Annotated in this window: 12 protein-coding genes, 6 pseudogenes and 1 other annotated feature; of the genes and pseudogenes, 2 read left to right on the forward strand and 16 right to left on the reverse strand. The window is 46.7% G+C overall.

Translation table 11 applies throughout. The features are described 5' to 3' along the window. Nucleotides 1-22: 22 nt before the first annotated feature. Entirely contained in the window at nt 23-1,108 is a 1,086-nt protein-coding gene (locus tag D368_RS14350) for a M42 family metallopeptidase (protein WP_007408096.1), read from the reverse strand. Between the two features lie 182 nt (nt 1,109-1,290). Here D368_RS14350 and D368_RS14355 point away from each other — a divergent pair, with 182 nt between their 5' ends. Beyond that, nucleotides 1,291-1,683 (forward strand): hypothetical protein, encoded by a 393-nt coding sequence (locus D368_RS14355; protein WP_003152498.1) that lies wholly within the window; start codon nt 1,291-1,293, stop codon nt 1,681-1,683. A gap of 30 nt (nt 1,684-1,713) precedes the next feature. Here the strand turns inward: D368_RS14355 and D368_RS14360 are convergent. The 8 genes and pseudogenes from D368_RS14360 to D368_RS14395 all read right to left on the reverse strand — a co-directional run. After that, a pseudogene (locus D368_RS14360) lies at nt 1,714-1,962 on the reverse strand (DUF1294 domain-containing protein); the annotation flags it as partial. Between the two features lie 57 nt (nt 1,963-2,019). After that, entirely contained in the window at nt 2,020-2,379 is a 360-nt protein-coding gene (gene rplT / locus D368_RS14365; protein ID WP_003152495.1) for a 50S ribosomal protein L20, read from the reverse strand. Nucleotides 2,380-2,410: 31 nt separating this feature from the next. Beyond that, nucleotides 2,411-2,611 (reverse strand): 50S ribosomal protein L35, encoded by a 201-nt coding sequence (gene rpmI, locus D368_RS14370; RefSeq protein ID WP_003152493.1) that lies wholly within the window; start codon nt 2,609-2,611, stop codon nt 2,411-2,413. Nucleotides 2,612-2,623: 12 nt separating this feature from the next. Beyond that, nucleotides 2,624-3,145, reverse strand: coding sequence for a translation initiation factor IF-3 (gene infC, locus D368_RS14375; protein WP_071543361.1), 522 nt, complete (start codon nt 3,143-3,145; stop codon nt 2,624-2,626). A 58-nt stretch (nt 3,146-3,203) separates the two neighbouring features. Continuing rightward, nucleotides 3,204-3,334, reverse strand: a sequence feature (ribosomal protein L20 leader region). 181 nt (nt 3,335-3,515) lie between these two features. Beyond that, nucleotides 3,516-4,198: pseudogene (lrgB, locus tag D368_RS14380) on the reverse strand (antiholin-like protein LrgB). 12 nt (nt 4,199-4,210) lie between these two features. Continuing rightward, nucleotides 4,211-4,649 (reverse strand): annotated as a pseudogene (gene lrgA, locus D368_RS14385) (antiholin-like murein hydrolase modulator LrgA). Nucleotides 4,650-4,778: 129 nt separating this feature from the next. Next, nucleotides 4,779-5,513 carry a LytR/AlgR family response regulator transcription factor gene (locus D368_RS14390; protein ID WP_058906272.1) on the reverse strand — a complete coding sequence of 245 codons (735 nt, stop codon included), beginning with the start codon at nt 5,511-5,513 and terminating at the stop codon, nt 4,779-4,781. After that, nucleotides 5,491-7,271: pseudogene (locus tag D368_RS14395) on the reverse strand (LytS/YhcK type 5TM receptor domain-containing protein). The gene D368_RS14390 and the pseudogene D368_RS14395 overlap by 23 nt, the downstream one beginning before the upstream one ends. 184 nt (nt 7,272-7,455) lie before the next feature. Between D368_RS14395 and D368_RS14400 the strand changes: the two are divergent. Then, on the forward strand, nt 7,456-8,250 hold the full coding sequence (locus D368_RS14400; protein WP_128574925.1) for an HAD family hydrolase: 795 nt from the start codon (nt 7,456-7,458) through the stop codon (nt 8,248-8,250). A gap of 53 nt (nt 8,251-8,303) precedes the next feature. Here the strand turns inward: D368_RS14400 and thrS are convergent, their stop codons facing one another. The 7 genes and pseudogenes from thrS to speD form a co-directional block, all read right to left on the reverse strand. Beyond that, nucleotides 8,304-10,235 (reverse strand): threonine--tRNA ligase, encoded by a 1,932-nt coding sequence (thrS, locus tag D368_RS14405; RefSeq protein ID WP_101563115.1) that lies wholly within the window; start codon nt 10,233-10,235, stop codon nt 8,304-8,306. Between the two features lie 409 nt (nt 10,236-10,644). Then, nucleotides 10,645-11,472 (reverse strand): annotated as a pseudogene (gene ytxC, locus D368_RS14415) (putative sporulation protein YtxC). Nucleotides 11,473-11,537: 65 nt separating this feature from the next. After that, complete coding sequence (locus D368_RS14420; RefSeq protein ID WP_070082726.1) at nt 11,538-12,179, reverse strand: TVP38/TMEM64 family protein; 642 nt, start codon at nt 12,177-12,179, stop codon at nt 11,538-11,540. Nucleotides 12,180-12,210: 31 nt separating this feature from the next. Beyond that, nucleotides 12,211-13,146: a primosomal protein DnaI gene (gene dnaI, locus D368_RS14425; protein WP_101562333.1), complete on the reverse strand. Its 936-nt coding sequence runs from the start codon at nt 13,144-13,146 to the stop codon at nt 12,211-12,213. A gap of 24 nt (nt 13,147-13,170) precedes the next feature. Further along, nucleotides 13,171-14,579: pseudogene (gene dnaB / locus D368_RS14430) on the reverse strand (replicative helicase loading/DNA remodeling protein DnaB). Nucleotides 14,580-14,690: 111 nt separating this feature from the next. Beyond that, nucleotides 14,691-15,149: a transcriptional regulator NrdR gene (nrdR, locus tag D368_RS14435; RefSeq protein ID WP_003152473.1), complete on the reverse strand. Its 459-nt coding sequence runs from the start codon at nt 15,147-15,149 to the stop codon at nt 14,691-14,693. 247 nt (nt 15,150-15,396) lie between these two features. Beyond that, nucleotides 15,397-15,777 (reverse strand): adenosylmethionine decarboxylase, encoded by a 381-nt coding sequence (speD, locus tag D368_RS14440; RefSeq protein WP_003152471.1) that lies wholly within the window; start codon nt 15,775-15,777, stop codon nt 15,397-15,399. Between the last annotated feature and the right edge of the window lies 1 nt (nt 15,778).

Here is a 15,778-nt window from a genome sequence, read left to right on the forward strand (position 1 = left end):
AAAAGCAGATTCTTCCGTATCTTTATTGATAAGTAATACGGTCAACCGTTTCCCGGTCTAATTTTTTAATCACTTCTGTGATCAATTTTACCGTATTCTCATAATCATCCCGATGCAAAATAGCGGCATGAGTGTGAATGTAGCGCGTCGCGATCGTAATGGACAGCGCCGGCACTCCGTTTGCGGTTAAATGAATGGAACCTGAATCCGTGCCCCCTCCGGCAATGGAATCGAATTGATACGGAATTCCCGCTTCTTCCGCCGTGTTCACGACAAGGTCGCGCAGCCCTTTGTGAGATACCATTGACGCGTCATACAGAATAATTTGCGGCCCTTCACCGATTTTGCTTTGCGCCTCTTTCTCAGAAATTCCCGGTGTATCTCCGGCAATTCCGACATCCACACCGAACGCGATATCAGGCTGGATCGTATGTGCCGCTGTTTTCGCCCCGCGCAGCCCGACTTCTTCTTGAACCGTTCCGACCCCGTATACTTCATTCGGGTGATCACTGTTTTTCAGATTTTTTAATACATCGATGGCAATCGCACAGCCGATACGGTTGTCCCATGCTTTCGCCAATAAATGCTTTTCATTGTTCATCACTGTAAATTCAAAATACGGCACAATCTGGTCACCCGGAAGAACGCCCCATTCCATTGCTTCTTCACGGCTGGACGCCCCGATATCGATGAACATCTCTTTAATATCGGCGGCTTTTTTTCTGGCGTCAGGAGGCAGAATGTGAGGCGGTTTCGAACCGATGATCCCCGTGATGTCCCCTTTTTTTGTCACGACGGTGACGCGCTGGGCCAGCATGACCTGAGACCACCAGCCGCCGACGGTTTGAAAGCGGAGAAAGCCTTTATCAGTGATTTGCGTCACCATAAAACCGACTTCGTCTAAATGCCCTGAGATCATGATTTTCGGACCGTTTTCTTTGCCGGTTTTTTTGGCGATTAAACTTCCCAGCCGGTCTGTTGTGACATCATCGGCAAATGGTTCTATGTATGATTTCATCACTTGTCTTACTTCTCTCTCATTTCCCGGTATCCCTTTTGCATCCGTTAACGCTTTCAGCATGGTGAGCGTTTCATCTAATTTTGTCATCAATAAACCTCCTTTTTTTCACTACCCTTCTTATTATACAAAACCAATGCTGAAGCATACGATTAATTCGCCTGAAAAACGGGTAAATGTTTTTATCTATTTCTTTAAAAAAATGAAACTTTTTGTTTTGTTTTTCGTATTACATCAGATCATGACAAAGGTGAGGAGGTGCCTTCACACATATGGCCATTACAGTATTGAGGATTGTCTTGCTTGCACTTCTTATTTATTTTATTTACATGTGCGTCAAATTTTACGCAAACCCGAAAAGAAGGCTCAGACTGGCGCAATCAAAAGAGAATTTTTATTTTATTGACGAACAGAAAAACACGCGAAAAAATCTCCAGCTTACTTATAAAGGAGTGCTCTTTGAAGGAGAAAAGCATATCCCTTCCAAAGATCATCCGCTGTTTATCCATACGATATTTGTATGGACCGAAAATCCGGAAAAGCTGAACCGCTTTTCTGCAGGTGATTTTGAAGAAGTCGAAAAAAAGGTATTGGAGCGGTACCCGAATTGCAAGATTGATTGGGACCAGCCCATCAAAAAAGCGAAAAAAGCAGGCGAGCGATAAGCTCTCCTGCTTTTTATTTTTATACATCAAATACATGAGCACAAGGGCGGCTTCAGTGAGAAAAAGCAGCGGCACCCCGTATAAAAAGGATTTGTGCTTCGTCTTATGCCTGAAGGTGCGCATGCCGATCCATACGCCGAGTGAGCCGAACATGGCGGCTGTGAGCCATATTCGTTTCTCTGATATTCTCCACCTGTGCGCCTTTGCTCTTCTTTTATCAGCGCCCATGATCCAAAAGCCGTATCCGTTTATCAATACGGCGTAAATGAAGAGAGCCATTGATTGTCACCCTTTACGTAAAAAAACCGCTCCCGGAAAGAGAGCGGCTTTTTCAACTTACTTGTCTAACTGAGCTTTAGCAGCATCAGCAAGCTGATTGAAAGCAGTAAGATCGTTTACAGCAAGATCAGCAAGCATTTTGCGGTTTACTTCGATGCCTGAAAGCTTAAGACCGTGCATTAAACGGCTGTAAGAAAGACCGTTCATACGTGCAGCAGCGTTGATACGAGTGATCCAAAGCTTACGGAAATCACGTTTTTTCTGACGGCGGTCACGGAATGCATAGTTTCCTGATTTCATGACCTGCTGGTTTGCTACTTTGTATAATGTATGTTTTGAACCGAAATAACCTTTTGCTAATTTAAGAACCTTTTTACGACGCTTACGTGTAACAGTTCCGCCTTTTACTCTTGGCATTAGATTTCCCTCCTAATTGTTCCTTGTCCGATTACTTGATGTTGGCAAGCTGTTGTTTGATGCGTTTGAAGTCTCCTGCGCTCACAATAGCACCCTTGCGAAGCTTACGCTTTTGCTTTTGGGATTTGTTGGCGAATAAGTGACTTGTGTATGCATGAGAACGTTTTAACTTCCCAGAACCTGTCTTTTTAAAACGTTTAGCAGATCCGCGGTGAGTTTTCATTTTTGGCATGGGATTTCCTCCTTATTGCTTTTCGTTTTTCGGCGCGAGCATTAAGAACATGCTGCGGCCGTCCATTTTTGGTTTTGTTTCGACTGTCGCAACTTCCGCACATGCTTCAGAGAAACGGTCCAATACGCGCTGGCCGATTTCTTTATGAGTGATTGCGCGCCCTTTAAAGCGGATAGAAGCTTTCACTTTATCGCCTTTTTCAAGGAATTTAATCGCATTGCGCAATTTCGTGTTAAAGTCATGCTCATCGATCGTCGGACTTAATCTAACTTCTTTTAAGTTAATGATTTTTTGATTTTTGCGTGCTTCTTTGTCCTTTTTCTGCTGCTCGAATCGGAACTTACCGTAGTCCATGATGCGGCAGACAGGCGGTTTTGCATTTGCTGCAACTAACACAAGGTCAAGATTTGCGCGGCCGGCGATTTCAAGTGCTTCCTGACGGGACTTGATGCCGAGCTGATCGCCATTTTGTCCGATCAGACGAACTTCACGTGCACGGATACCCTCATTAACCAATTGATCTTTGCTAATAATGAGCCACCTCCATAGTTTCTTCGAATTGATTCACAACGCTTTTTGACTGCATTCTGCAGGCAAACAAAAAGTGCGGGCATGACAACACACCCACACTACGAACATCTGCATAAATAAAAATGTACGGTCAACCTGCCAACTACATGAATGTGTCAATCAGGTGAGAAGCGGGTGCCTCTGCTTGTGATTTATATTCAATTCAATAACTATTCTACACAATACCGGATCATTAGTCAAGAATGACTTCTCCGGATCAACTTTTTCATTTTAACACGATGCCGGGGTGAGCGCAAGGAAAAATGTGAAATTTCGTTATATGCCGCCCGCGGGCGTGCCAACACAATAAAAAACCCGGGTCTATAACCCGGGTTTATCCTCCGATGAGCTGAACGAATACCGGAATGACCAGCACCGTCACCACTCCCACGACGACAACCGCGATACTTGCCATTGCCGCTTCTACTTCCCCCATCTCAATACCGACCGCAACACCGAGTGCGTGTCCTGATGTGCCGAGAGCCAGTCCTTTAGAGATTGGGTGCTTTACTTTAAACAGTTTTAAGAATAAAGCGCCAAGAGCATAGACGATAACGGCGTTGAAAATGACGGCGAAAGCGGTGATATCGGTGATGCCGCCGATCCCTTTTGACAGCGGAAGGGCAATTGCCGTTGTCGCCGCCTGCGGAAGCATGCTTTTCATAACGGCCGCGTCAAGATGAATGCCTTTTGCGATCAAATAGACAATCGTGACTGAGCAGATAGAGCCGACAATGATAGAAGACATGATCTGCCACCAGTATTTTTTCAGTTTGTCACGCTGTTTGTATAAAGGGATGGCAAAAGCGATCGTCGCGGGCTCCAGGAAGAATTTAATAATGTCTCCCCCGCTTTTATAATCTTCATATGAAAAACCGCCGAGCTTCAGAAAAAGGATTCCAAGCACCATCGCGACAAACAGCGGGGTGAAGAGGAAAAAGCCTCTCGTTTTTTAAATAAATACGTGCCGATGCCAAAGGCCGCAAGTGAAACGACAATACCGAAATATGGACTCATCCGATTTCCCTCCTAATGCTGCACAAGTTCTTTTTCCTGATTGGAACGGCGCACCGTTTGTTTTTCAGGAGCAGTCTTCTGACGTTTTTGGCTGACAGACAAGATCAGCTGAGAAAAAAAGGCCTGTCGCCCCTAACAGAATGATGGTGGCGAGTAAGATGACGAGTGCGATCTGCACGCCGTACTGCTGCATGACGCCAAGTGAATTCATCACGGAGATGCCCGACGGGACAAATAAAAATCCGATCAGTGACGTTAATGATGTTCCCAGCGTTTCTACTTGTTCAAGCTTAATCACTTTCAGGCATAAGAGGACAAATAATAACACCAAACCTACTACGGAAGCGGGTATAGGAATGGGAACAATCGCTGCAATCCCATTAGATATGAGCATAATTACGGCAAAAATAAATGCTTGTGTCAGAAATCCGTACACTTTTTTCGCACTCATTTTCTTCACCTCTTTCTCTTTGTTAGGTCCATTATAAAAGAGAAATCGCTTTTTAAAGCGCTTTCATAACAAACGGCTGAATATTCATTCTGAAATGCAAAAAACGGCTGCTGAAATGCAAAAGCCGCCTCATATAATATGAAGCAGCTTTTTTAAGTCCTTGGCGTATGTACGGCTGACGGGAATTTTAGAGCCGTCTTTTAAGATCAGATTGTAAGTCGAATTAAACCACGGATGAATTTCCGTAATATGCTCCGTATTCACGATGAACGCGCGGTGCACTCTCAAGAAACCCGTATCAGGCAGTTTTTTCTCAATGACCGCCAAAGTTTCATGAACGGAATAAGACGCGGCAAACGTTTTGACGGAAACGTGTCCGTCCTCCATGCCGGCGTAAATAATGTCCTTCGTATCTAAAATGACAATAGATTCACCGGCTGATACAGCCAGTTTATGCGCTCCGGCTGCGGACGGCTGCTCCGAGACGGCTCCTGCCCTGTCCAGCTTCACTCTTTTAAACTTTCTGATCGTCTGGCGCACTCTTTCTTCATCAAAAGGCTTCGTTAAATAATCGAGCGCGTCGACTTCAAAAGCTTTTAAAGCAAATTGGTCATACGCCGTCGCAAAAACGACGGCCGGCGGATTTTTCATGTTTTTCAGCCGTTTGGCAATGTCAAATCCGTTTTCTCCTGACAAATCAACGTCCAAAAACAGCAGATCCGGTTTTTGATCCATCATACTGTCAAAAGCGGATTCAATATTTTCAGCTTCGTTTATGTCACTTACTTCATTCGTCCGTTTCAGCAAATAAGCTAATTCATCTCTTGCCAGCATTTCATCATCAACGATTAACACCTTCAGCATGTTCTTCTCCTTTAGTCATCAGTTTCAAAGGCAGCTCAAATGATACGTCCGTACCTTTGCCGGCCTCACTTTCCAATCGCAGGGCTGCTTGTGGGCCGAACAGCCCGATCAGCCGCTGATTTAAATTGTAAAGCGCGGTTCCCGTCCCTTCTTTAGACGGGAGCGGACGGTTTCCGAGCACGGACAGCAATTCCGGATCAATTCCCCGCCCGTTATCTCCAACCCGCATTAAAACCGACTGACCGGCGGATACCACGCTGACATTGACTGCACAGCTGTCCTGCTTTCTTGAAAATGCATGACGAAGCGCATTTTCGACGAGAATCTGCAGCACAAAAGGAGGAATTTCGATGTCCTCCAAACCGCGTTCGATTTCAAGACTGATTTTATATTTCCCGGGAAAACGGGCCTGCTCCAATGATAAATACGCCTGCAGATGGTTCAGTTCTTTAGAAAGCGGGATGAGCAGCTGCCTTGCTCCCTGCAGATTGGAACGGAAATAGACGCTGAGCTGCAGCAGAAGCTTTCGGGTTTTTTCCACATCCGTACGGCAAAGTGCAGAAATCGTATTGATCGCATTAAACAGAAAATGCGGATTGACCTGTGCTTGAAGCGCCTTTATTTCTGCGTCTTTCAGCAATTTGCTCTGCAGTTCCGCCTCGCCGAGTTCAAGCTGAGTGGAAAACAGCATGGCGAGTCCTTCTGCAAGCTCTTCTTCAACCCGGCTTAAACCTGACGGGCTTTTAAAGTACATTTTCAGCGTCCCGATCGTTTTGCCGTTTGACGTCAGCGGCAATACAATCGCCGCATGCAGCGGACAGGGATCGTGCGTGCATTCAATTTCTTCCTTTGATGTCGCTTTCATAATATGACCCGTTTTAATGACGCGTTTTGACAATCCGGTGATCAGGCTTTCAGACGGAATATGATGGTCGGCACCCGCGCCGACGTGCGCCAAAATCTTTTCGTTATCCGTAAGCGATACCGCGTCCGTTCCTGTTTGCCTGTGAATGATGGCGGCGACGCTTTTGCATGAGCTTTCATTCAGCCCCTGGCGGAAAAACGGAAGCGTCTGATCGGCAATCATCAGCACCCTATGGGTTTCAAGGGCTCTCGCCCGTTCTTCCTTCCGGATAATCGACTGAATGATCGAAAGAAAATAAAAGTCCCTGACCCGTTTACCAATATCATCGGGATGCCGATGATGCTCACAAGCGTCCAAGCATCAGAAAACGGCTTGGCCATCAAGAGGATGAGCAGCATTTGCAGCGATTCCATTCCGAGTCCGACAAGCGCGGCCACACGCGGTGTCGGCATCGCATAGCGTTTTCTGAAATACCGTCCGATCCAGCCGGACAAAATGCCCGCTAAAACGGATGAGACGGCACAGCTGACTGCGGTCGCGCCGCCGAGTGATAAACGATGCAGGCCGGCCAGTATGCCGACGCCGATTCCCACATACGGGCCGCCTAAGAGTCCGCCGATTTCAACGCCCATAATTCTTGTATTGGCAATTGAACCGGACGGATTAATTTGAAACACCCAGTCATTATTCATGATTGTATTCCGCTGAATTTCTATTCCCGTATAGTTGCTGATGATACTGAACAGCGAGAAAATTGAAATCAGCACCGCTTTGCCTTTATAGCTCTCAGGCTGCTGGAGCGCCTGTCTGAACAATCTGGTATGAGCCAGAACAAATCCCAATATGACGATAATTCCGACTCTTTCCAGCATCATGATGATCAAATGCAGCATACTTTTCACCTGTTCTTTCAAATTGTATTTTATCACGTTTTAGAGCCTGAGACAGAATCTGACACAAACCTGCCTGTTTTTTTCAAATCATCTGAAAACATCTTTCACAGTCTATGTATCTATTGTAGAATAAACGGGAGCCTTGCGGCAGAGAGTTTCAGAATATAACAAAGAGGAGAAGATCATGAAAGCCGTATTTTTTGATTTGGACGATACACTGTTATGGGATGAAAAAAGCGTCAGAACAACATTCAGGGAAACATGTTTACAAGCGGAAAAAAAATATGGCCTTGACCCGCATACATTTGAAGAGGCGGTTCGGAAAGCGGCACGGGAATTGTATATGTCATACGAAACCTATCCTTATACGGTCATGATCGGCATTAATCCGTTTGAAGGATTGTGGGCGAATTTTTCCGAGCCGGTCAGCGAAGGATTTAAACAGCTGAATCGGATTGCGCCGGAATACAGACGAAACGCCTGGACGAACGGCTTAAAAAGCGTCGGTATAGACGATGCGGCTTACGGCGAATATTTGGCGGAGTTTTTCGCGGCGGAACGCAGACAGCGTCCGTATGTGTATGATGAAACGTTTGCGGTGCTTGATAAGCTGAAAGGTGTTTATGAATTGCTTCTGCTGACAAACGGCGATCCCAGCCTGCAGAAAGAAAAACTCGCCGGCGTTCCTGAGCTCGCGCCTTATTTTAATGAAATCGTCATCTCAGGCGCTTTCGGAAAAGGGAAACCCGATGCCTCCATATTCGAACATTGCCTCGGCCTCCTGAACCTGAAAAAAGAAGACGCCATGATGGTCGGAGATAACCTCAATACTGATATATTGGGAGCGAAACGGGCAGGCATTACGACAGTCTGGATAAACCGGACGCAAAAGAAAAATGATACGGACATTGCGCCTGATTACGTGATCAGCGATCTTCACGAGCTGTTTGCGATTATAGAGAAACAAAAAGAAAGATAATTTTATACGCTAAAAAACCCCATTCTGAATGAACGGGGTTTTTGTATTTCCGGTTATTTTTTCGCTTCGGCTACAGCCTTTTTCACAAAATCGTCTAATGAGACGGTTTCTGATTTCTGCTCGCCGTATTTCCGGACGTTTACCGCGCCGTTTTCCGCTTCTTGGTCACCGACCACAAGCATGTACGGGATTTTTTGCATTTGCGCTTCACGGATTTTATAGCCGATTTTTTCGTCCCGGCTGTCAAGCTCGACACGCAGGCCTTCGCGCTGCAGGCGCTCCTGCACTTTTTTCGCATAGTCAAGATGCACGGACGGTGATACAGGAATGACTTGGAATTGCACCGGCGCAAGCCATGTCGGAAGGGCGCCTTTGTGCTCTTCAATTAAGAAAGCAACGAAACGCTCCATCGTTGACACGACGCCGCGGTGAATAACGACAGGGCGGTGCTGTTTGCCGTCTTCTCCGACGTAAGTGAGATCAAAGCGTTCCGGAAGAAGGAAGTCAAGCTGTACAGTTGACAATGTCTCTTCTTTGCCGATCGCCGTTTTCACCTGCACGTCAAGCTTAGGGCCGTAAAACGCCGCTTCGCCTTCCGCTTCATAATAGTCGTGCCCCATCTCATCCATTGCCGCCTTCAGCATGGATTGCGCTTTGTTCCACATCTCATCATCATCAAAATATTTTTCCGTATCTTCAGGATTGCGGTAAGACAGGCGGAATGTGTAATCATTCAGGCCGAAGTCTTCGTATACGTCTTGAATCAAACGGACCGTGCGGATGAATTCTTCTTTAATCTGATCAGGGCGGACGAAAATGTGCGCGTCATTTAACGTCATGCCGCGTACGCGCTGAAGACCTGAAAGCGCCCCGGACATTTCATAACGATGCATCGTTCCGAGCTCTGCAATCCGGATCGGAAGCTCGCGGTAGCTGTGAATGTCCTGCTTGTAAATCATCATATGGTGAGGACAGTTCATCGGCCGGAGCACGAGTGTTTCATTGTCCATTTCCATCGGCGGGAACATTGTATCCTGATAATGATCCCAGTGCCCTGATGTTTCGTACAGGTCTTTGCTTCCGAGGACAGGCGTATAGACGTGCTCATAACCGAGGCTCAGCTCTTTATCCACAATGTAGCGCTCGATCACGCGGCGGATGGTCGCGCCTTTCGGCAGCCAGAGCGGCAGACCTTGTCCGACTTTTTGAGAGTTGGCAAACAATTTTAATTCTTTGCCCAGTTTTCGGTGGTCACGCTCTTTCGCTTCTTCAAGCATGCGCAAATGCTCTTTTAAGTCATTCTTTTTAAAGAAAGCCGTGCCGTAAATGCGCTGAAGCATTTGGTTTTTGCTGTCGCCGCGCCAGTATGCGCCCGCAAGGCTCAGCAGCTTAAATTCTTTAATTTTGCCTGTAGACGGCACGTGCACGCCGCGGCACAGGTCAAAAAATTCGCCCTGCTCATAAATAGAGACCGTTTCGTCTTCTGGAATCGCATCCAGCAGTTCAAGCTTCAGATTATCGCCGATTTCCGCAAACATGGCTTTTGCTTCATCACGGCTCACTTCTTTTCGGATGATCGGCAGATTTTCACCGATGATGCGTTTCATTTCTTTTTCAATCTTCGGAAGGTCATCCGGCGTCAGCGCCTGCTCCATTTCAACGTCATAATAGAACCCGTTTTCAATGACGGGGCCGACTCCGAATTTCACATCTTTATAAATGCGTTTAATCGCCTGGGCCAATAAATGCGCAGTGCTGTGCCGCATGATGTTCAAACCTTCTTCTGTGCCTTCTGTAATGATTTCTACGGCACCGTCCTCTTGAATCGGCGTTCTTAAATCAATTTCCTGTCCGTTCAGTTTTCCGGCTAAAGACTTTTTCTTTAATCCCGGACTGATGGATGCCGCGATATCTTCTGTTGTTGTTCCTTTCGGAAATTCCTTTACCGCTCCGTCCGGAAATGTGATGTTGATCATATCTGACATCTTCGTCACTCCTTTTTTTATGCAAATCAAAAACCCCGCCCCCTATGAAAGGGACGAGGTTAAATAAACGGAATCGTGGTTCCACCCTTTTTTCCGCGCGGCCGATTGTTTCGGCACCTGCGGCTCTAAACTCTGTAACGGGAGTTCCCGTCAGCTATTACTGGCGCTTATTCCGGCGTTCACAGCTGAAGTTCAAAGGCGGTAAAGACAATGATCCATTGCTGGAAAGCTTTCAGCCTGGGCTCTCCTCTCTTATAAAGCCGGTATCAATGCTTCATGTCCTTATCAATACGTGTAGCAATCATTAATCTTTTATGTATTATAAAATGTCTGTGAGAAAAATGCAACTCGGTTTTCCGTCTGATTTCGCACAGACAGCCCTGCCGCTTACGCAAGGCCGTCCGAGCGGCTATCCTTCCGTCTTCTCGGCTGCAAACGCGCCCAGCGGAAAAAGGCGCACCCTCTCCTGAAACACGTTTTGAATCGTTCTGGACATCATATGTTCCGGTTTGTCCGTATACAGTTCTACCGTCTCAGGCGCAATGGAGATCAGCGGCGCAAGGAGATGGGAATCTATATACATCGGGTGCTCCCGCACAAACCGTCTGTCTATGTATTTTTCTGTTCCCGTTCTGACACATAGCGCAGCTCCCACAGCGTAAAAGCCCGGTCATGTACGATGCGGACTTTCTTCATCCGCGGCGGATTGGATGTCACATAATCTCTCAGAGACTGGATAAAGTTTTGATATTCCTGTTCCATCCGGTATTCATCTATCGCAGCCTCCGCGTATTCTCTGAGCCTCTCATAATACCTGCCGAGCCGGAACGTCTGAAACGAACGCACGGAAAAACACCCGCATCAAGTGAAATCGTCCGGAGCGCATCTGAAATAAACTGTGTGCGCGGCTCTTTCTTCGGCTCAAACGGGTGATCCTCAAGCTCTCCTTCCATAATGCTGTGTGCAAGCTGAAGGATTTGCTGCTGTTCATCCTGATCGGTGAAGCAGTATGCGTCCTCAATAAGCGAAAGCATATGCTCGTCTTCTTTGCATTCCAAAAAAACCTGACAAGTATCGGCTCAATAAAGCGCTGAACGCAAAAAGCCGTTTCAGACCTTGCGATTCCGACTTTTTTTATGCCTTCACGGACAATAAAATGTCTCCGGTCGTCCGATTGCTGAATGAGATGTAAAAAAGCGGCGGTATCGTGGTCATCTTCAAAGATCACTTCAAGCATATTTGTCCCCCCTTACGGCATCTGTTACAAGTATATGGGGGATGTTTTTAAAATAGACGTAAAGGTTAGCTTTCACCGCCGAACAAATGACGCACCTTCTTTTTAAATATAACGGGAAGCGATAAAAATACGACGTAAAGACAGATCACGCAGAGTACGGTCAGCACATTGCCGGACATAAAGCTCGCGCCGAGCACATTCAGGACGATCGTCCCCGGAATGATGCCCGCTGCGGTCGCCAAAAAATACGTTACCGGCCTGACTTTCGATAGGCCTGCGGCATAGCTGATCACATCAAAGTTAACAGGCAGAATGCGCAAGATAAAAATATAAAAGAAGCCATTGGTTTTCATCTGCTTTTGAATGGCTTCCATTTTTCCATGACGGCTTTTCTCATTAAAGGCAAACAGCCCCGCCGCAAAAAAAGACGCGGCGGCAGCGCCCATTGAGCCCGCCAGCGTATACATGGTGCCGAAAAACGGGCCGAACGCCAATCCTCCGGCGACGGAAACGATTGATACGGGAAACAGCACAAAAGGCCTGACGATGGAAATTCCGATAAACACAAGCGGCGCAAAAACACCGAACGATAACACCCACAGCCGGATCTCCTTAGGCGACAGATTCAGATATTTTCGATTTGCCCACAGCAAAAGACCCGCTCCCGCCGCAGCCGCAGCCCAAGTGACAGCCTTCTTATTCCTCATTCCCTCAAATCCTTCCCATTGGACGCCGGCATCATGAACGGCGGCGGTTTTCCCCGCCAAGACGGACAGGCGAAGCCAAATATAAAATCCGCTCCATCAGTCTTGCCGCTTTTACTTCTTCCTTTTCTCCCCGCTGTGAATACGTAAAATGATGCTTCAGCTCGTCTGGTGAAAAATTAGACGAGAAGAAAGTGGGAAGCTGCTGGCTCATTCTGTGCTGAAGCACGGTGCCGATGACTTCATCCCTGACCCAGCTTGTCATTGATTCCGCTCCGATGTCATCAAGCATCAGTACGGGCGTCGTTTTCACCATATTCAGTTTCGCCTCCAACGACTGATCCTGGAGCGAGTTTTTCAGCTCTCTGACAAATTCGGGAACATATACGATCATTGATGAATACTCTTTTTCCGCCAGTTCGTTGGCAATGGCGGCTAAAATAAATGTCTTTCCGATTCCGAATTTTCCGTACAGATACAGGCCTTTGCCTTTTCCCGTTTCATTATAGCTCTTCAGAAAATCCGTCACATGCTGGAAAATGCCGAGTCTGCTCGGATCGGTAATGTCGATCTGCTGAAACGTCGCGCCGAGAAGATCCTGCTGGATATACATGCTCTTCATCAGGGACTTTTGCCTTTTCTGGCGGTCGAGCTTTCTCTTTTCCGGACATTCGTAATATTCAATATCAATGGAACGCCCGTTGATCACAAGCTTCGGATGGTAGCCTTCAAGCAGGCTGTTCGTCCGGCTGTCTTTCGAACAGAAGGCGCACTGTTTGCTTTGCTGAACGAATTCGTACAGTTTATTTAACCCTCTGTCAATCATGCTTTGATTGATTACATCTTTCTGTTCCTTCAAAAAAGCCTGGACGTCTTCGTCGGCCATGACTTGCTGCTGCATTCGTTCCAGGCGTTTTTGAAAGTCAGGTCTTTTCGTCACGCCTTCTAAGGATCGGCTGATCGGTTCCATTCAATATCACCCCGCTTCTCTGTCTCAATAGGCAGAGTATTTTTTCAGTTTTTTCATTTCTTCCATCATTTTTTCTTCTGTTCTTCAAGATCCTGTGCGGAAAGAGCCGGCTGTTCTTGTTTCTTCCCGGTTTCTTCTTCTTTCATCCAATCAGGGCGCTTTTCTTCCCGGACGGTTTTTTTGCCGCGCGCCGCGCCGTTTGTTTTGCCGTCCGCCCAATCAAGATATTGCCTGTGCTCTTCGATTGCGAGCTTCATTGCTTCCCGTACCGTTTTAACTTTCTTTCTGGCCCAGTGGGCGGCGATTTTTTGGATATAGTTTTTGGACAGCTTCATATCCGTTTTCAGCATGACATAATAAATCAGCACATTGGTGACGCCGGGCTCAAGCTTTTGTTCGAACATAATATCGGCGATGATCTGCAGGTCGGCTTTTGACGGCTCGGTCCCGTCCGCAATGTCCTGAAGAAGCTTTCTCGGTGATATGGTCTCAAGTTGTGCGATGAGTTCGCCGTTCAATGAATCGTCCTTTTCCGTCCGGTTTTCTCTCAAGGTGACAGGCTGTGTTTTATCAATCAGTTCCGGAAGCTTGCCGCTTCTTTCAATTTGGTACCAGTCGCTGGCCGCTTTCCTCAGCGCTTCGGCCGTTATCGTATCCTGTTCATTAATTGCGGTCATGACGACGTGCTGCATGGAGATAGGATCTATTCCGTATAAATATGAAAGCTTTTTAATGCTCTCCCGCACATCCTGTGTGATTGATTTGCGCGGTATCATCGTTTCTGATAACCCCGCCAAAAACAGCTCAAAATCAAACACTTCCTCCGTCACCGTATAGGAAGGCGCTTGTCCGACAGACGCCGTCTCATAGTCCTCGGGGAGCTTCATCGCCTCTTCCATATCAGGCGTCATTTTCCATTCACTCGGCTGAAAAGAGGCAAAAGCGTGATTAAACGGACGGGTAATTTCCCTTGCGCCCGCGCCGACGGAAGGGTGCGTGTAAAATTGTCTCAGCTGCTGGTATTTCGTTTTACCGACTCTGTTATAAAGAAAGACATTCAGCATGCCGTCTTCAAAAAAATCATTCGGCCTGAGCGGGGGCAGCAGCTCATAAATAAACATCCGCTCTTTTTGCTCGGACTCCCGGATATACACTTTCAGCAGCCCGATTCCTTCAAGCTTTCCCTGTTCATGATGAATCTTTTTTAAATTTGACTGCATCATGCCCATCAGCTGCCTGTGCGTGGATTCCGCTCCCCACAAGCGGTTCTGCTCCAGCTCCCCCCATAAGGTCATATAAAGGGAGAATGCAAAAGAACCGATCAGCGGCTGGTACAGATGTGTCAAAACCTGTCTGTCGACATCCTGAAGAAGCGAACGGCTTTTGACCGTATAAGGATCTACAGGCAATACGTCATTCCAATAGTCAGCCATGATTCTCAAACCTTCCGATATGTTTCTACTCTCATTTTACACCGTTTCTGCGATCTATCAAATGCCAATTTTGCTCATGAGAAAAGAGCCAGACACAATCTCTTAGCTCTCTCAGCGTTCTTTCTTTATTAAATCTTTCAATTCATCGATAAACACGTTTATATCCTTAAACTGCCGGTAGACGGAGGCAAAGCGGACATAAGACACCTCATCGATTTTCGCCAGGCGGTCCATTACCATTTCTCCGACAAGTTCGCTTTTGACTTCAGATACGCCTTGGTTTCTCAGCTCTTTTTCAATGTCAAAGCACATGTCTTCCAATGTTTTTAAAGGAACGGGCCTTTTTTCACAAGCTTTAATTAACCCGCGCAGCATTTTTTCACGGCTGAATTCTTCCCGGACGCCTTCTTTTTTCACGACGATCAGAGGCATCTCTTCAAACTTCTCAAATGTAGTGAAGCGGTAATGGCAGGCTTCGCATTCCCGCCTTCTGCGGATTGATTTCCCTTCGTCCGCAGGCCGTGAATCAAGTACGCGGGAACCGTTATGCTGGCATGAAGGACATTTCAAATTGGATCAGCTCCCATCTGTTTCGTTGCTGTAATGCGGTTCGCAAGCTTCCGGTAAATGCCCGCCAACGTTTCTAGGATGAGCCTATTTGTTGGGAGAGCCGATAGACCGGCCTTATCTTTTCTATTTTACAAAAAAATGCTTAAAGAAAAAGCAATGCTGTTTTTTTACATTAGAAAAGGAGCATCAGCTTCAAAGCGCGTAATGGCTTTTTCAGCTTAGCTCCCTTGTGTTTGCGTTTTGAAAATTACAGTACTTTCGCTTGTGCCTGTTTAATCTGTACAGGCCCCATTCCTCTCGGTATTTCAATGTTTTCTCTTGTATCTGCATGTAATGCGTCCGCAATGTAATCCGCAGCCACATTAGGATCCAGGTCTCCACAAGTATAAACATCAATGCTTGCATATCCGTGTTCAGGAAAACTGTGAATCGTTAAATGTGACTCAGAGATAATAACGACTCCGCTTACGCCTTGCGGTGCAAATTTGTGAAATGCGACCTCGCGCACCTCAGCTCCTGATTTCAAAGCAGCATTTACAAACGTTTTTTCAATAAAATCCATGTCATTGAGCTTATCAAAATCGCATCCCCACAGCTCGGAGATGACGTGACGCCCCATTGTTTCCATA

The organism is Paenibacillus lentimorbus NRRL B-30488 (assembly GCF_000411595.1).
Classification (GTDB): Bacteria; Bacillota; Bacilli; order Bacillales; family Bacillaceae; genus Bacillus; species Bacillus velezensis.